This window comes from Amycolatopsis sp. NBC_01488 (assembly GCF_036227105.1).
Taxonomy (GTDB): domain Bacteria; phylum Actinomycetota; class Actinomycetes; order Mycobacteriales; family Pseudonocardiaceae; genus Amycolatopsis.
In genome coordinates this window covers 6,511,041-6,527,937 of sequence record NZ_CP109434.1, presented here as the reverse complement: position 1 = coordinate 6,527,937, position 16,897 = coordinate 6,511,041, and the positions used below count along the sequence as shown (strand labels likewise).

At 72.5% G+C, this 16,897-nt stretch carries 15 protein-coding genes and 1 pseudogene; 11 read left to right on the top strand and 5 right to left on the bottom strand.

All coding sequences use genetic code 11. The features are described 5' to 3' along the window. Positions 1-23 precede the first annotated feature (23 nt). Complete coding sequence (locus OG738_RS30995) at positions 24-878, top strand: SDR family oxidoreductase (RefSeq protein ID WP_329046229.1); 855 nt, start codon at positions 24-26, stop codon at positions 876-878. 42 nt (positions 879-920) lie between these two features. Here OG738_RS30995 and OG738_RS30990 read toward each other — a convergent pair whose 3' ends face one another. Next, the gene (locus tag OG738_RS30990; RefSeq protein WP_329046226.1) at positions 921-2,054 is read right to left on the bottom strand and encodes a helix-turn-helix domain-containing protein; all 1,134 of its coding nucleotides are present in this window, start codon (positions 2,052-2,054) and stop codon (positions 921-923) included. Between the two features lie 103 nt (positions 2,055-2,157). On the opposite strand from OG738_RS30990, the gene OG738_RS30985 reads away from it, so the two are divergent. Both OG738_RS30985 and OG738_RS30980 read left to right on the top strand, forming a co-directional pair. Continuing rightward, positions 2,158-2,823 (top strand): TetR/AcrR family transcriptional regulator, encoded by a 666-nt coding sequence (locus tag OG738_RS30985; protein ID WP_329046224.1) that lies wholly within the window; start codon positions 2,158-2,160, stop codon positions 2,821-2,823. Positions 2,824-2,992: 169 nt separating this feature from the next. Next, complete coding sequence (locus tag OG738_RS30980) at positions 2,993-3,640, top strand: cutinase family protein (RefSeq protein ID WP_329046222.1); 648 nt, start codon at positions 2,993-2,995, stop codon at positions 3,638-3,640. A 222-nt stretch (positions 3,641-3,862) separates the two neighbouring features. Here the strand turns inward: OG738_RS30980 and OG738_RS30975 are convergent. Next, positions 3,863-4,081, bottom strand: a pseudogene (locus tag OG738_RS30975) (carboxyl transferase domain-containing protein); the annotation flags it as partial. 78 nt (positions 4,082-4,159) lie between these two features. Between OG738_RS30975 and OG738_RS30970 the strand changes: the two are divergent. From OG738_RS30970 to OG738_RS30950, 5 genes are all read left to right on the top strand, one after another. Beyond that, on the top strand, positions 4,160-5,194 hold the full coding sequence (locus OG738_RS30970) for an aldose epimerase family protein (protein WP_329046219.1): 1,035 nt from the start codon (positions 4,160-4,162) through the stop codon (positions 5,192-5,194). A 74-nt stretch (positions 5,195-5,268) separates the two neighbouring features. Beyond that, positions 5,269-5,982, top strand: a complete 714-nt coding sequence (locus OG738_RS30965) for a transporter substrate-binding domain-containing protein (protein WP_329046215.1) — start codon at positions 5,269-5,271, stop codon at positions 5,980-5,982. Between the two features lie 200 nt (positions 5,983-6,182). Beyond that, complete coding sequence (locus OG738_RS30960; RefSeq protein WP_329046213.1) at positions 6,183-7,766, top strand: AMP-binding protein; 1,584 nt, start codon at positions 6,183-6,185, stop codon at positions 7,764-7,766. Between the two features lie 434 nt (positions 7,767-8,200). Further along, on the top strand, positions 8,201-9,295 hold the full coding sequence (locus tag OG738_RS30955; RefSeq protein WP_329046211.1) for a J domain-containing protein: 1,095 nt from the start codon (positions 8,201-8,203) through the stop codon (positions 9,293-9,295). A gap of 106 nt (positions 9,296-9,401) precedes the next feature. Then, complete coding sequence (locus OG738_RS30950; protein ID WP_329046208.1) at positions 9,402-10,127, top strand: LysE family translocator; 726 nt, start codon at positions 9,402-9,404, stop codon at positions 10,125-10,127. A 46-nt stretch (positions 10,128-10,173) separates the two neighbouring features. Here the strand turns inward: OG738_RS30950 and OG738_RS30945 are convergent, their stop codons facing one another. Next, the gene (locus OG738_RS30945; RefSeq protein ID WP_329046206.1) at positions 10,174-12,627 is read right to left on the bottom strand and encodes a M14 family zinc carboxypeptidase; all 2,454 of its coding nucleotides are present in this window, start codon (positions 12,625-12,627) and stop codon (positions 10,174-10,176) included. Positions 12,628-12,842: 215 nt separating this feature from the next. Between OG738_RS30945 and OG738_RS30940 the strand changes: the two genes are divergently transcribed. Next, positions 12,843-13,493 (top strand): DUF998 domain-containing protein, encoded by a 651-nt coding sequence (locus tag OG738_RS30940; RefSeq protein WP_329046204.1) that lies wholly within the window; start codon positions 12,843-12,845, stop codon positions 13,491-13,493. 160 nt (positions 13,494-13,653) lie between these two features. Here OG738_RS30940 and OG738_RS30935 read toward each other — a convergent pair whose 3' ends face one another. Continuing rightward, the gene (locus OG738_RS30935; protein WP_329046202.1) at positions 13,654-14,217 is read right to left on the bottom strand and encodes an ester cyclase; all 564 of its coding nucleotides are present in this window, start codon (positions 14,215-14,217) and stop codon (positions 13,654-13,656) included. Between the two features lie 80 nt (positions 14,218-14,297). Between OG738_RS30935 and OG738_RS30930 the strand changes: the two genes are divergently transcribed. Both OG738_RS30930 and OG738_RS30925 read left to right on the top strand, forming a co-directional pair. Next, positions 14,298-15,602, top strand: a complete 1,305-nt coding sequence (locus OG738_RS30930; RefSeq protein WP_329056894.1) for a cytochrome P450 — start codon at positions 14,298-14,300, stop codon at positions 15,600-15,602. Further along, positions 15,599-16,240, top strand: a complete 642-nt coding sequence (locus OG738_RS30925; RefSeq protein ID WP_329046200.1) for a TetR/AcrR family transcriptional regulator C-terminal domain-containing protein — start codon at positions 15,599-15,601, stop codon at positions 16,238-16,240. Before OG738_RS30930 ends, OG738_RS30925 begins: the two co-directional genes overlap by 4 nt. 1 nt (position 16,241) lies before the next feature. On the opposite strand, the gene OG738_RS30920 is transcribed toward OG738_RS30925, so the two are convergent. After that, entirely contained in the window at positions 16,242-16,889 is a 648-nt protein-coding gene (locus tag OG738_RS30920; protein WP_329046197.1) for a GTP pyrophosphokinase, read from the bottom strand. Positions 16,890-16,897 lie beyond the last annotated feature (8 nt).

Sequence of the window (16,897 nt, the reverse complement as noted above, 5' to 3'; positions counted from 1 at the left end):
AACCCAGGAGCGAGGAGAAGCAGATGATCGTGGTCACCGGAGCCACCGGCCAGCTCGGCCGCCTGGTCGTGGAAGGCCTGCTGAAGAAGGTCCCGGCCGCCGACGTCGTCGCGGCCGTGCGCGACCCGGAGAAGGCCGCCGAGTTCGCCGCGCGCGGCGTGCAGGTGCGCCGCGCCGACTACGACGATCCGGCGAGCCTCGCCACGGCGTTCGCCGGAGCGGACAAGGTGCTGCTGATCTCGAGCAGCACCCCCGGCGGACGGCTGGCCCAGCACGAAGCCGTCGTCGCGGCCGCCCGCGAGGCCGGCGTCGGCCACCTCGCGTACACGAGCATTCTGGCCGCCGACACGACGAAGCTGTCGCTCGCGCCGGACCACAAGGCCACCGAAGAGGCCATCCGGGCGTCGGGCGTGCCGTTCACGTTCCTGCGCAACGGCTGGTACACCGAGAACTACGCGCAGACGGTCGCCCAAGCGCTGGCATCCGGGTCCTTCGCCGGAACCGCGGGCGAAGGCAGGCTCGGCGGCGTCCCGCGGATCGACTTCGCGGAAGCAGCCGTCGAGGTCCTGACCGGCGAAGGCCACGAGGGCCAGGTGTACGAGCTGGCGGGCGACGACCTGTGGAGCTACGCCGACCTCGCCGCCGCGGTGACGGCCGCCGCGGGCACTCCGGTCACGTACGAGAACCTGCCGGTCGAGCAGTACCGGCAGGCACTCGTCGACGCCGGCCTGCCCGACCCGGTCGCGGCGATGCTGGCCGACGCCGACCGCGGGATCGCCGAGGGCGAGCTGGCGACGGCGTCCGGCGACCTGCGCCGCCTCATCGGCCGCCCGACCACCCCGCTCGCCGAAGCCGTGACCGCGCTGGTGAAGAACTGAAGTGACGGCCCTCCTCGCCGGCGTCCCCGGCCGGGAGGGCCTTCACGCGCCCCGGGACCGCAACGCCGACGCCCGTAGCGCCGCCTGCATCGCGAACCGCGCCTCCGGGTCCTCCAGCCGCTCGCCGAAAGCCTGCTTCAGCTGCCGGACGCGGTAGCGGACCGTCTGCGGGTGCACCGAGAGATCCACCGCGATCTTCTCCGAGTTGCCGCCGTTCTCCAGCCACGACAGCAAAGTCTCGCCGAGCCGCCGCCGGCTGCGCTCCGGGAACTGGGCCAGCGGCGCCAGCTCCTGGCGGGCCACCTGGTCCGCCAGCGGCGCGTCACCGAGCAGCCACAGCGTCGTCAGGTGCTCCGCGCACCACGTCACCGGGGCGTCCGGCAGCGCGCCGTCGCCCACCAGCCGCAGCGTCGCCCGCGCCCAGCGCAGGGAATGCGCCGACGCCGCCGGGGACACCGGCGGCCCCACCACGGCCCGGACGCCGAGGGACGCGCAGAACCGTGCGTCCACCGGGGCCGGCACCAGCAGGTACGGCTGCGGCGGCTCGAGGTCGGCCAGCACCTCGGGACCCCACGACGGGTCCACTGTGGACTTCAGGGCCACCGCCGCCACTTCGGACGGGAGCGGCCACCCGGCCGCCGCCGCGAGCTCGGCGAGGACCGCGTCCGTCACCGCCACCGGGCCGGTCACCAGCCGCAGCAGGCGGCGGCGCAGGCCCGCCTGCGTGCCGTCGAGCTCGGCCTGCGCCTCGCGGTGCCCGCGGATCGACATCCGGGCCAGCTCGTCCGCGTAGCCGAACAACATCTCCGCCAGGCGCGCCATCACCGCCGACGACAGCCGGTGCCGGCGGCCCAGGCGCATGATCCAGCGCCAGCCCGCGCGCGTGCCGAGGCGGTACGCCGCCTGGAGGTCGTCGAGGGTCCGGCCTTCGTAGGCCTCGCCCGCGCCGAGGCGGCGGCACGTCTCGTACAGCCGGTCCCGCGGCGCGAACGGATCCTCGACCAGGTCGACGAAGAGGACCACGGCGCACTCGACGCCGTGCCGGGTCACCTGGCCGTGGCGGGCGTACACCGGGACGGCCTGCCACACCTCCCGGACGATCCAGTCCACCAGCGCCGGGACCGCCGGCCGCATCAGCGCGGCCAGCTCCGTGCGCCCGAACACCTCTTGCGTCACCGGGACTTGCTGCCGAGCACCGTCGCCGGACACCAGGTTCCCTCCACGGGGGCGGGTGTGCTTTACCGAGCGGTAAAGCAGCGAGACCGTACAGTACACCGCCATGAGCCGGCCGAGTTCCCCTGATCGATCCAGCACCCGCCGGAGCACGGCCGCCCGGCCGACCGACGGCGAACTGCTCGACGCCGCCCGCGCGGTGTTCGCCGAACGCGGCTACGCGCAGGCGACCATGGGCCTGATCGCCGAACGCGCCGACACCACCAAGCCGACCCTGTACGCGCATTTCGGCGACAAGGCGGCGCTTTTCCGCGCCACCGTGACGCGCGAGGTCGCCGCGGTGCGGAATTGGGTGCTCACCGCCTACGAAACGGCGGCCGCGACTCCGCTCGAAGAACGCGTCCGGCTCGCCGTGATGGCCATGTTCAGCTACGCGAGCGCCCACCCGGACAGCTTCCGCATGGTGTTCGACTCCGCCGTCGACGAGATGTCGAACGAGCGCCGCGCGCTGGCCGACACCGTCACCACCCACGTCGTCGACCGGGTCCGGGCGCACCTGCGCGCCCACGGCCGCACGCCCGGCCCCGGTGCGGACCTCCTCGCCGCGATGATGGTCGGCTTGGTCGGCCAGGCCGCGATGCACGTCTCCCACTCCCCCGGCGTCGACCCGATCGCGGCGGGCGAACTGGCCACCGGGTTCGTGATGGCCGCCCTGCGCGGTCTCGACCCCGCTCTGCTGGACCACGTCGACGCCGGGCAGCACGCCACCTGAGCGTCCACAGCGGACCGATTGTCACCCGCCAGACAATTCCCGGTGCGGCCGGAAATCTTTTCTTGCCTCCGATCGGCGGTCACTGCGACGCTGCCGTGACCCGCACGAATCCCTTTCGGGAAAGCGCTTGCGGGAATTCGGTTTCCGGCCACCAGAGGTGTGATCATCCATGAGTCGTGTCCTGCTCTCCGCCGTCACCACGGCCGGCCTCGCCGCCGCCGGCCTCGCCATCGCCACCGCCCCGGCCGCCTCGGCCGCGTCCTGCACCGACGTCGACGTGCCGGTCGCCCGCGGCACGTTCGAGCCGGGCACGCTCGGCCTCGTCGTCGGCGACCCCGTCTACCAGGCCGTGCAGAGTTCGCTGCGGCCGCGCTCGCTGAGCAGCTACCCCGTGAACTACCCGGCCGACCTGGGTGAGCCCGCGTCGGTGCAGAAGGGCAACACCGACCTGGTGAACCACGTCAGGGCGCAGGCCGCCGCCTGTCCGCAGCAGCGGTTCGTCCTGGTCGGCTACTCCCAGGGCGCCAACGTCGTCGACAACTCGCTCGGCGTCAGCAGCGACGGCGCGGTCGTCGGCGGCCCGATCGTCGCGACCATCCCGCCCGAGCTGGCCCCGCGGATCGCGGCGGTGCTGCTGTTCGGCAACCCGATCCGCGCGGTCGGCCGTCAGGTGACCGGGACCTACCAGAGCCGCACCATGGACTACTGCGCCAACGGCGATCCGGTCTGCCAGCCGGGCGGCGCCAACTTCCTGGCCCACCTGAGCTACGGCGGCGACGCCTCCGACGCTGCCGCCTTCGCCGCGAGCAAGGTCTGACGCCGGGGACCGGGCCGGTCCACCGTGCTCAGCAGTTGGACGGCGCCTGCTCTCCGGTGAAGCGCTTGACGATCCACTGGTGCGCGTCGGCGTTTCCGGCGAGGATTCCGGTGGCGTGATCCGCAACGTACGTCTGCCACTGCTCGCGAACACCCGCCGCGCAGTAGGCCCGGTGCAGCGCTTCCGCCGTCTTCGAGCCGTGGCCCGGCGCTCCGGCGGCAGCTCGGCCAGCTCGCGCCGGTAGAGCACCTGCACCGCGCCTTCTGCGCCCATCGCCGCGATCTCCGCGGTGGGCCAGGCGAGGGTGACGTCTGCGCCGAGGTGCTTCGAGCCCATCACCGCGTAGCCGCCGCCATAGGCCTTGCGGACGACCACGGTCACCTTCGGCACGGTGGCTTCGGCGTAGGGGTAGATCAGCTTGGCGCCGCGGCGGATGATGCCGCCGGTACGGACCCTTGACCGCACGGCGCCGCCTCACGCATGCTGTTAGCGCTAACAGCGCTTGCGGAGGGTTCGCCGATGACGCTTACCGAAGTCACCCGGGAGGTGTTCGGGCGCGTCGACGGCACCGACGTCCACCGGTTCACGCTGTCCCGGCCCGGCGGGCTCACCGTGCGCGTGCTCGACTACGGCGGGGTCATCCAGTCCGTGTCGGCGCCGGACCGTTCCGGCCGGCCGGCCGACGTCGTCCTGGGCCACCCCGACCTCGACGGCTACGTCGCGAACAACCGGCCCGGCGCCCCGCGGGTGTTCCTCGGCGCGGTGATCGGCCGGTTCGCCAACCGCATCGCGGGCGGCGCGTTCGCCCTCGACGGCGTCCTGCACCGGGTGCCGGTCAACGACGGGAAGAACAGCCTGCACGGCGGCCCGGCGGGGTTCGACACGCGGGTGTGGTCGGCAACCCCGGTCCCGGACGGCGTGCGGCTCACGCTGGTCAGCCCGGACGGCGACCAGGGCTACCCCGGCCGCCTCGCGGTCGAGGTGACCTACCGCCTCGGCTCCCGGCTGCGCATCGGCTACCGCGCGACCACGGACGCGCCGACGGTCGTCAACCTGACCAACCACACGTACTGGAACCTGGCCGGCGCCGGTTCCGTGTACGACCATTCGCTGGCGATCGCCGCGCGCGCGTACTGCCCGGTCGACGAGGACCTGATCCCGGTCGGCGCCCCGGCACCGGTCTTCGGCACACCGTTCGACTTCCGCCACCCGGCCCCGATCGGCGCCCGCCTCGCCGACCCGGACCCCCAGCTGGCAATCGGCGGCGGCTACGACCACAACTGGGTCCTCGACAAGGGATCGCCGTTCGCCGCCCGAGCCTGGGACCCGACGTCCGGGCGGCTGTTGACGATGTGGACGACCGAACCGGGCGTGCAGTTCTATTCGGGTAACCACCTCGGCAGTCCGGGCGCGGGGTTCGCGCTGGAGGCCCAGCACTTCCCGGACTCGCCGAACCGGCCGGACTTCCCGAGCACGGTCCTGCGGCCGGGCGAGGTCTACGAGCAGGAGACGGTCTTCGAGCTGACAACCGCGGACCGGATGCCGGTGGAGTGAGCGGGACCGGCCGCCGGTGGTGTGAGCAACATTCGGGCCGCCCGGGGCTGTCGTCGCGGTTACTCTCGGCGGTCATGGGAGATCTTTCCGCCGACCTCGCGCCCACCGGTGTTCTGCGCGCGGCCATCAACCTCGGCAATCCGGTGCTCGCCCACGGGACGCCGGACGCACCCGGGGGCGTCACGGTCGACCTCGCGCGCGAGGTGGCGGCGCGGTTGGACGTGCCCGTGGAGTTCGCGTGCTTCGACGCGGCCCGGAAGTCGTTCCAGGCGCTGACCTCGGGGGCGGCCGACCTGTGCTTCCTGGCGATCGAGCCGGCGCGCGCGGCTTCGGTCGCCTTCACCGCGCCGTACGTCGTCATCGAAGGCGTGTACGTGGTGCCTGCGGACTCGCCGTTCGGCTCGCCCGCCGACGTCGACCGGGCGGGCGTCCGGATCGGCGTGAAGCAGGGGTCGGCGTACGACCTGTTCCTCACGCGGATGCTGGAGCACGCGACGATCGTCCGCGGCGCAGACGGCGTTGCCGTGTTCGAGGAGCAGGGCCTGGAGGTGGCGGCCGGGATCCGGCAGCCGATGACCGCCTACGTCGCTTCGCATCCGGGGACGCGGGTGATTCCCGAGCGGTTCATGCAGATCCAGCAGGCCGTCGGGACCACGCCGACCCGCCGACCTGTCACGATCGCCTTCCTGCACGACCTCGTCGAGGAGCTGAAAGGCAGCGGGTTCGTAGCGGACTCCCTGCGCCGAGCCGGCCAGGCCGACGCCACGGTCGCGCCCGCCGCGGAGTGACCTTTGTCCTTTAAGGACGGTCCAGCGGTAAACCCACGGACGCGCTCTCCACCCGCGCGGGCCGTCACTGTGCGCTGCCCCCGGTCGACGGAGCGGTATTGCCTGTCCGTCGCCGCCGTCAAGCGTGCAGCATTGCGTCTTCTCGACGGTCGCAACGAGTGCTAGGTTTCTCGAGGTCCAGGTCGACCCGAGGAGCTGCCATGAGGCTTACTCCCAGCGCGCACGCCGACTCGTTCTGCCGCGACCGGCTGCCGCCCGCGGACCAGTGGCCCCGGCTCGTCTTCGATCTGCCCGAGCTGCACTACCCCGATCGGCTCAACGCCGCCACGACACTGCTCGACGGCACCATCGGCCGTCTCGGCGCGGACCGGCCCTGCCTGCGCTCGCTCGGCGAAACGTGGACGTACGGCGAGGTTCTCGCGCGCGCCAACCGGATCGCGCACGTCCTCACCGCCGAGCTCGGGGTCGTCCTCGGGAACCGCGTGCTGCTGCGCGGCACCAACACGCCGTGGCTGGCCGCCTGCTGGCTGGGCGTCCTCAAGGCCGGCGCTGTCGCCGTTTCGACGATGCCCATGCTGCGCCGGCACGAGCTCGACAAGATCGTCGACCGAGCGCGGCCGTCCGTCGCGCTGTGCGACGAGCGCCTGCTCGACGAGCTGCCGCCCGGACTGCCTGTTGTCTCCTACGGCGCCGAACTCGCCGAACGTTGCGCGAAGCACCCGGCGACGTTCGCCGACGTGCCGACCGCCGCCGACGACGTCGCGCTGCTCGCCTTCACCTCCGGTACCACCGGGACACCCAAGGCCACCATGCACTTCCACCGCGACCTGCTCGCCATCGCCGACACCTTCTCCCGGCACGTCCTGAAGCCCACCGCGGACGACCTCTTCTGCGGCACCCCTCCCCTCGCGTTCACCTTCGGCCTCGGCGGCCTGCTGATCTTCCCGCTGCACGCCGGCGCGTCCGTGCTCCTCCTGGAGCGCGCCACTCCCCAGGAGCTGGCCTCGACCGTCGCCGAGCGGTCGGTGACCGTGCTGTTCACCGCGCCGACCGCCTACCGCGCGATCCTCGGCTCCGGGGACGGCCCGCTCCTCAAAGGCGTGCGCCGCGCCGTCTCCGCCGGCGAAGCCCTCCCCGCAGCCGTGGCCGAGCAGTACCGCGACGTCGTCGGTCACCCGCTCATCGACGGCATCGGCAGCACGGAGATGCTGCACGTCTTCATCTCCGCCGCCGATGAAGCCGCCCGGCCCGGCACGACCGGCACCGTGGTGCCCGGGTTCCGCGCCGCCGTCCTGGACATCGACGGCACGCCGGTGCCCGACGGCACGCCGGGACTGCTCGCCGTGCGGGGCCCCACCGGCTGCCGCTACCTCGAGGACCCGCGACAGGCCGACTACGTCCGCGACGGCTGGAACATCACCGGCGACACCTACGTCCGCGAACCCGATGGCTACTTCCGGTTCGTGGCGCGCAGCGACGACATGATCGTCTCCTCCGGTTACAACATCGCCGCTCCCGAGGTCGAAGAGGTGCTGCTCAGCCACCCGGACGTCGGCGAATGCGCTGTCGTCGGCACGCCGGACCCGGACCGGGGCGCGCTCGTGACCGCCTTCGTCGTGCTCCGCCCCGGCGTCACCCCCGGCCCGGACCTCGTGCAAGCCCTGCAGGAGCACGCCAAAGCCGTTGCCGCGCCGTACAAGTACCCGCGCCGGGTGCGGTTCATCGACGCGCTGCCGCGCAACGCGAGCGGAAAGCTCCAGCGCTTCCTGCTGCGCGAGCGCTGACGGGGGTGACGGGCCCGCTGCCGAGGTGGGGTGGCGGTGGGCCCGTCACGTCTGTGGAGTGCCGTGGACATGCCTCTATCCTAACCGCGGATTCGAACACCTGTTCCCGTCCCTTCGGGTGATTTCCGGCTACGAAACGTCACCAGCGTGCCGACGATTCGCGCCGCGACAACACTTCCGAGTGACAGCGAGTCCTCAATGGACATTCACGGACCACGGTAAACGCGCCGGACACCCCGCGCGGGGCGCCGTCACGCAATCCTCCGGCGCCGGCGGGCCACGGGCCCGAACCCCGCGCCCTCAGCGGTAAAACTCCTGACACGCACTGACCTGCGCCGGAGGACCATCACCCCGACGCGCCGCGGAGGCGGTGGAGAACCCGTCGGCCCGACCCCATAAAGTCTTCGCGCAGCCATCCGGAGGTGAACGCCCGCGTGCCCGAGGTCGACTACTACGAGGTGCTCGGCGTCCGCCGGGACGCCACGGCGGCCGACGTCAAGACGGCCTACCGCCGGCTGGCGAAGACCATGCACCCCGACGGCGGCGGCACGGTCGGCACGTTCCGCCTGCTCCGCGAGGCCTACGACGTCCTCGGCGACCCCGTCGCCCGCGCGCGGTACGACTCGGGCGTCGCGACCGTGGTGCCCGTCCCGGTCCGGCCGCGGCCCCGGCGGCGCTTCGGGGACGAGCCCGGGTTCGTCCCCGACCTGCCCGAGCTGGACGCCGAGGACCTGAGCTGGTGGCACTTCGCCGGGCAGGACACCCGGACGCGCCACGGCCGCCGCCGCGGGCCCGGGCACGCGCCGGTGGTCGCCGCGGTGGGCGGGATGGTGCTGGTGCTGCTGCCGCTGGTCACCGGGGTCGGGTTCAGCACACCGGTGCTCATCGTCTGGCTGCTGCTGACCGCCGGCACCGCGCTGCTCGTCCAGCGCCTGGCCCGCGGCTACCTGCGGGCGAGCCGGGCGCGCGAGGCGTACGCCGAGGAGTTCGGCGGCCGCACCGTGTTCGGCGCGCCCGGCACCGAGCGCGACGAGCTGGCCGAGCGGCTCACCGCCGACCTGCTCGAGGCGTACCTGACCCGGCTGCCCGGCGCCCGGATCTTCCACGGGCTCGCGTGGCCGGGCTCGGTGTTCGCCGACGTCGACCACGCGGTGCTGTGCGGGAAGCGCCTGGTGCTCATCGAGTCGAAGCTGTGGCTGCCCGGCCACTACGAGACGGCGGAGGACGGCAGGCTGCTGCGCAACGGACGGCCGTTCCGCGGCGGCGGCAGCAGGCTGGCGGAGAGTCTGGCGGCGTACCGCGACCTGCTGCCGGGAGTGGCGCTGCGCGGCGCGATGATCGTGTACCCGAGCCGCAGCGGCGACCTGACCACGGCCGACCCGGGCGACCTGCCCGCCGCCCCGATGACGCCGGAGGAGTTCCTGCACGAGATCGGCGAATGGCTCGCGGCCGATCCGTCCACTGTGGACCACCAGGCGCTGCGGACGATGCGTGACCAGGTGGTCGGCGGGGGTGGACGGGCGGCGTGAGGTCCGCCTGCTTGTGCAGGGTGAGCCCGCCGCGAAACCGCGTGGCCGCGCGGCGAGAGCTGATCCCGGCGGCCCACGCGCCCGCCGGCATGTCAGGCTGAGCCGTGTGAATCCCGCCGCCACGCTGGGGACCGTGCTGCTGGCCTACCTCCCGGCGGCCGTCTCGCCCGGCCCGAACTTCGTGCTCATCGCGCACACCGCCGCGGCCGGCAGCCGGCGGGCCGCGGTGGCGGTGGCGCTCGGTGTCGTCGCCGCGGGTGGGGTGCTGGCCGCCGTCGCCGTCTTCGGGCTGGGGAGCGTGCTGGCCAGAGCGCCGTGGCTGGCCACCGGGCTGCGCGTGGTCTGCGGCGGCTACCTGGCCTGGCTCGGCGTGCGCCTGTGGGTGCGTGCCGGTGCGCCGAAAGCGCCGGTGAACCGCGCTGAGGCTCCATCGCCGCCAAGCCGGGACGGAGAAGTCGTGCCCCCGCCGAGCTGCGGCGAGGAGCCCGCACCACAGCCAAGCCAGGCCGAGCCCGACACCCAGCCGCCGGGTCGCGGCGGCAACCCCCACCACTTCCGCCAGGGCGTGGTCAGCAACCTCACCAACCCGAAAGCCGCCGCGTTCTTCGGCAGCGTCCTCACCGCCACCCTTCCCCCGACCCAGCCCACCGCTGTCAAGGCGGCGGCGGTCGTGCTGATCCTCGCGACCTCGACCGCCTGGCACCTGTCCGTCGCTCTGCTCTTCTCCGCGCCCGCCACCCGACGCTGGTACGCCCACGCGGAACCCACCCTCAACCGCGTCGTCGGCACGATCCTCGTGGCCCTGGGCATGACCCTCGCCGTAACGCCGTGAAGGCCTCCCCGCCGCAGCGAAGAGGCCTTCACGAACGAGAAACGGACTACCGGACTCCACCCGAAGCGCGCTGCTTCTGGGCGTGCGCGGACCGGGTGCAGACCTCGCCGACGTCGACCGTCTGGCCGCGGTCGGCGTACACGTCCGCCACGCCCACGAGCTGGCCCTTCGGCGACGTGCACGTCAGCTGGTAGGCCTCCTTCGGCCCGTACGTCGGCGGGATCGGCGACGCGAACGAGACGTCTCCGGTCCAGTCGTCGACGGCGTTGGGGTCGGCCTGGTCGTAGTTGACCACCACCGCCTTGTAGTCGCCGGCCGGCGGGTCGAACAGCACGGCGTGCTCGGACGTCGTGCCGCCGTTGGCCGACGAGCTGACCAGGTTGCCCGCCGCGTCGTAGATGAACAGGTCCCAGTCGGTGACCGAGCTCTTCCAGTTGATGTTCACGCTGAACTTCCCGTTGTCGACCTGGGGCAGGCCGTTCACGTGGAAGGTGAACGAGTCACCCGAGGGGTCGACCGGGTAGTTCTGGTTGATCGGCGGCACGCCGGCCGGGTTGGTCACCGCGAAGCCCTGCTGCGCCGGGCCCTGCGGGTCGCGCCCGTAGCGGCCCGCCACGTACGGCCGGGTCGACGGGTTGACCGACCAGGCGAACCGCCCACCGGTCGTCGTGAAACTCGAGTTCAGGTCGTCGGTGACGTAGATCGGCGGCTTGGTGGAGCCGTCGGGCTGGATCACCGGCGACGTCGGCGTCTGGAACGTCTTGTGCAGCTTGAGCTGGTAGCCCTTCGGCGCCGAGCCGATCAGCGTCGAGTGCTGCTGCGGGTCGGCCGCGTTGCCCAGCATGTCCAGGAACGCCTGCCGGTTGCCGCCCTTGCCGGCACCGGCCGCCGGGGCCAGGCCTTCGTACTCCGCCACGACGCTGTCGGCGAAGGGCCCGTGGAAGCCGTTGCCGCCGACCTCGATGGTGAAGCCCCAGCCACCCGTGGCCCAGTACGACCAGTCCTCGGTGGTGCCGGTGGTGTCGTAGAGCGCCCAGCTCGGCTCGCTGGTGTAGCCGTTGCGCGAGGCCAGCTTGTCACCGAGGGCCTTGTAGGCCGGCTCCTCCAACGGCGCCCGGACGTCGGCCACGCCCGGCGGGCGCAGCACCAGCGCGGCGACGGTGTGCATCGTCAGCAGGTTGGTCACCTGGCGCGAGGACACGATCGAGCGCACGTTGCGGACCTCGGGCTCGCTGAACGGCCCGGACCCGCGGAAGGTGTCGCCGCTCCAAGCCAGTTCGGCGCCGTTGCCGCCCCAGAAGCCCGCGTAGTTGCGGTTGGGGTCGGTGCCGCGGACACGGCCGCCCGGGTTCGCTTTGCAGACGCCGGTGGCGTACTGCGGCGGCGAGTCGTTGACGTTGCAGTTCTTGCGCTTCATCTCGTAGTCGAAGCGCGTGAAGTCGCCCTTGGGTTCGGCCTCGCGGGAGATCTCGAACCCGTCCGGGTTGATGATCGGCACGACGATGTTGCGGGTCTTGCCGACCATGGCACGGATCGCCGCGTCGTGGGCATAGCCGTTGACCAGCTCGTAGGCCCACTCCATGACGTGCTCGCCCGCCGGCCACTCCCGGGCGTGGTGCACCCCCATGGTGAAGTTCACCGGCTTGCCGTCCGTGACGTTCTTGACGTCCGAGGCGATTTCGATGCCGACGACGTCCCGGCCTTCCCAGGTCGACTCCGGCATGGTGAACGCCGAGACGAGGCCGGGGTTCTTGCGGGCCAGCTCCTTCATCTCGTAGTTGTAGTCGTAGAGGTGCCGGTAGCTCGTGCGCCCGGACGGCAGCGCCGAGGCGGCGGTCGTCGCGGCGTACTGGCGGTCGGTCTTCGCGTCGGCGACCGACTTGGCCGAGAGGTCGGCCTCGATCACCTGGGACTTGAAGCCGCTGTTCTTGAGCGTCTGGCGGTCGGCGTCGTTGGCGAGGACGACCTCGACCCCGGTCGCGTCGCCCTTCTCCGTGACGTCGAGGCCGAGGGAGGTCAGCTCGGTCTTGTCGGCGCGGGTCGGCGTCTGGACGCGGACCAGCTGCGCCTTCTGCGCGGTCGTCGGCGTGCCCTGCGGCGTCAGCGCGAGGAAGTCGACGCCGAGCTGGGCCTGGCCGGCCGAGCCGCCGTAGCGGCAGCCCTGGACGACGAGCTCCTGGCCCTTCTTCACGAAGCTTTCGGCGAGTTCGTGGGTGCGCAACGCCGCCGAAGCGGCGACGATCGCGCCCGTCGCCTTGTCGAACACGGCGATGTCCCAGTCGCCCTCGGCACCCGAGGTCGGCTTCAGCCGGGCCTGGACGAGTCCGTCCACAGTGGACGTGAGCTCGCGGCGATCGGTGCCCGACGTGCCCTTGGGCAGCACTTTCGCGAAGCACGAGCGCGCGACCGACTTGTCGGCACGCAGGATGTTCTGAGCGGCGCCGGCGGTACCGGCCGGTAACGCCAGGAACGCCCCCGCCAACGCCACGGCCGAAGCCATCAGCACCAGTCTTCTTGGTGAATTCCCCACAGGCAAAGCCCTCCTTGACCGAGGCCGGCACAGCACGGACGTACCGGTAGGGAGTGACCGTAATGGACGAAAACCGGCTACGGTAACCGCCGTAAGTCGTAGAGTCTTCACCTTGCTTTCACACCGATGGCCGCCCAAAAGGACGTTTCACCGGAGTGCCACCGCCCATCGGCTACGGTCGGTTCATGGTCACGGTCCCTGCGCGACGCACGTCGTTCGCGATCTCGCTGAGCGGGGTCGCCGCGCTCGCGCTCGGTGCCGCGCTGGTGCTGCTGCTGCAGGTCATCCCGCCGACCGACGAGATCAGCGCGACGCGCCGCACGATCAGCGAATACGGGCTGTCGGAGCACAAGGGGCTGTTCGACCTCGCGGTGGTCCTGGTGGCGCTCGGCTCGGCGGCGGGCTTCGCCGTCCTGCACAGCCAGCGGCGGCTGCCCGCGGCCGCGGCCGTACTGGGTGCACTGTGGACGGTCGGGCTGCTGGTCATCGTGGCCTTCCCGAAGCCGGACTGGGCGACGGTCTCGCGCTCGGACTTCGGCGGCACGCTGCACCGCGTCGCGAGCGTGGTGGCCTTCGTGGCGCTCCCGCTGGCGGTGCTGATCGCGGCGCACGCGGCGCTCCCGGACTCGCCCGCACGCCGGTGGCTCGCCCAGGTGCTCGCGATCGCGTCGCTGGGCTGGTTCGCGGTGATCCTCGGGGCGGTGGTGGTCGCCGCCGTCGACGGCGGCCGCTGGTGGACGCTCATCCCGCTCGGCCTCGTCGAACGCGGGATGGCGCTGACAGAGCTGGTGGCGCTGGGCGTCCTGCTCGCTCCGGCGCGAAGTCAGCCGCGGTAGGGCTCCGTCAGCAGGGCGGCGGCGAGGTGCGTCGCCGGGCGCGCGTCGCGGTGGCGCCAGATCGGCCGGACCGCCACCCGGTCCACGTCATGTGAACCCGGTCCTGGCGGCAAGGTCGGCTGGGTGGTCCTCGGCCGGCGCCTCGACGCGATGTGGCGGGTCAGACCGGCCGCAGCACCGGTTCCGTCGTCTCCGTCAGCCGCGGGTCCGGCCGCTCCCCCGACATCGCCAGGAAGCCCCGTGCCACCCGGAGCAGCAACGGCCAGTTCTTCGGGTTCTTCTTGGCCACCCCGCCGATCAGCTGCTTGAGCAGCGAGAGCGTGTCGAAGTAGATGCGCTCGCACACCAGCTTTTCCCCGGCGTCGAACACGAAGTACGCCGTCATGCGGACGCGGAAGCGGGACCCGGTCGCCGGGATCGGGCCGAGCGGGCCGAGGTGCGTGCCCAGCAGCCAGAACTCGACGACGACCGCGTCGGCGCTGTGCCGCAGCGCGATCAGCTCGTGGTGCTGGTCGGGGAACGCGGTGCGGGTGTCGCGGTAGTAGCCGCGGACGGCGCCGTCGCCGTCGTGGACGGTCATCGTCGCGACGACCTCGTAGTGCGGGTGCGGGAACGTCGCGAGCGTGGCGTCCCAGTCCTGGGCGACCTCGTCGCGGAAGTGGTCGAGCACCAGCTTCTGCCGGGCCGCGAGGACCTCCGGGCCGGGGATGTCGAACTCGCTCATCGGCGCTCCTTGATCTACGCCGTAGGTAATGCCCGATAACCTACATTGTAGGCACGCCGAGGGAAGGGGACGCCGTGACGGTGCTCGACTCAGCTCTGGCCCGGGCCAAGCCCGCCATCCGGTGGGGCCTCGGCCACGCGCTCCCCCGGGCCGTGCTGCGCCGCGAAGCCCGGCGCGGGGACCTCCAGGGGCGGATGGTCGTGGCGGCCGCCGACGGGCGTGACCTGACCGGACTGTTCGAGGAGATCCGCGCCGCCGGGCCGCTCGCCCGCACCCGCTTCGGCTGGATGACCACCACGCACGCCGCGGTCCGGGAAGTGCTGGCCGGCGACGACTTCCGCGTCGGCGTCGTCGGGTCCGACGGCTCGCCGCTCGGCCGGCTCGTCGAGTGGTCGGCAGGCGAGCACCTGCACCCGGTGCGGCCGCCGTCGCTGCTCGCCGTCAACCCGCCCAAGCACACGCGCTACCGCAAGCTGGTCACCGGCGTGTTCACCGCGCGTGCGGTCGAGCAGCTGCGCGGCCGCGTCCAGGAGATCGCCGACGGGCTGCTCGACAAGCTCGAGCCGGGCCGGCCGCTCGACCTCGTAGAGTCCTACTGCGGCCTGCTCCCGGTGACGGTCATCAGCGAGATCCTCGGCGTGCCGCCGTCCGACCTCGGCAAGGTGCTGTCGCTGGGCGCGGCCGCCGCGCCCAGCCTCGACCTCGGCCTGGGCTGGCGCACGTTCCGCCACGTCGAGACCGCGCTGGGCGAGTTCGACGCCTGGCTCGGCGAGCACCTCGAGCACCTGCGCCGGCGCCCCGGCACCGACCTGTTCAGCAAGCTCGTCGCGGCCCGCGACGGCGGCGTCGGCCTCACCGAGACGGAGCTGAAGTCCACCGCGGGCCTGGTGCTGGCGGCCGGGTTCGAGACGACCGTCAACCTCCTCGGCAGCGGGATCGCCCTGCTGGCCGGCGATCCCGGGCAGCTCGCCGTGCTGCGCGAGCGGCCGGAGCTGTGGGGCAACGCCGTCGAGGAGGTGCTGCGCTACGACCCGCCGGTCCTGCTGACCGGCCGGCTCGCGACGCGCGCCACGGAAGTGGCCGGGGTTTCCCTGCCGCGCGGGGCGCTGGTGACGACGGTGCTGGCCGGCGCGAACCGCGACCCCGCGGTGTTCGCCGACCCGGCGGTCTTCGACGTCACCCGGGCCGGGGCGCGCGACCACGTGGCGTTCGGCGCCGGGCGGCACCACTGCCTGGGCGCTTCGCTGGCGCGCATGGAGGGCGAGATCGGCCTGCGCACGATCTTCGACCGGTTCCCCGGCCTGCGCGTGCTGCCCGGGGGCCGCCGCCGGGAGACGCGGATCCTGCGCGGCTACGAAAGCCTGCCCGCGGTGCTCGCCGCGTGACGGGCCGGCGCGGCCGTCCGCCCCGGGACGCGGACGTCCTGTCGCGCGCGCGGATCCTGAAGGAAGCACTCGCGCTCGTCGACGAAGAAGGCCTGGCGGCGGTGAGCATGCGCAAGCTCGCGCGGCGGCTCGGCGTCGACCCGATGAGCCTGTACAACCACGTCGACGGCAAGGACGCCCTGCTGGACGGCGTCGCCGAGGTCCTGCTGGCCGCGATTCCCGCACCCGCACCGGGAACGGGCCTGCGGGAGACGATGTCCGCGCTGGCGCACGGGTTCCGGGCCGCGATGCTCGATCACCCGCGCGCGGCGCCGCTCGTGCTGACCCGGCAGCTCGCGTCGATGACGGCGCTCGCCCCGGTGGAGGCCGTGCTCGGCCCGCTGCTCGCGGCGGGCTACCCGCCGGACCGCGCGGTGCACGGGCTGCGCGCGGTGCTGGCGTTCCTGATCGGGACGTTGATGCGCGAGGTCGACGCGGCGCCGACGTTCAGCGATACGGGCGATCGGGGCCGGCTCGCGGACCTCTCGGCGTCCGGGCTGCCGGCCGTCTCGGCGGCAGCGCCGTACCTCGCGGTGTGCGACCACGAAGCGGAGTTCGAGTTCGGACTCGGCATCCTGCTCGACGCGCTCGCGCCGTGACTCAGCGGATCCGTTCGTGCAGGGCGGCCATCCGGGCGTCGAGGTCGGCGGCCGTCCGGGCCGCGGCGGCGAGTTCGCCCGCGAAGTCGTCCGGGACGCGATCGGCGTACTTGTAGGACAGCTTGTGCTCGACAGCGGCCCAGAAGTCCATCGCGATGGTGCGCAGCTGCACCTCGACCTTGACCTTCTCGACCCGGTCGGACAGGAACACCGGGATCCGCACGATCAGGTGCAGGCTGCGGTAGCCGTTCGCCTTCGGGCGCGCGATGTAGTCCTTGGTGCGCAACAGTTCGACGTCGTCCTGTGCGGTGAGCATCCGGGCGACTTCGTGGACGTCGGAGACGAACGGGCAGACCACGCGGATGCCGGCGATGTCGTCGAGGACGTGCGCGGCGGCGACCCAGTCATCGCCCAGACCGCGGCGGCGGACCTTTTCCTTGATCGCCTCCGGCCGCTTGACCCGGCTCGTGATGTGCTCGATCGGGTCGTGGCGGTGGACGAAGTCGAACTCCTCGCTGAGGATCCGCAGCTTCGTCATCAGCTCTTCGATGGCGAACTTGTACATCAGCAGGAATCGCGGGAGCTGCCCGGCGACGGCGAGCTCGTCGGCCGCCTCCCGCAGGTCCTCGGCCGCCGGATCGGTGGTCACTGAAGCCT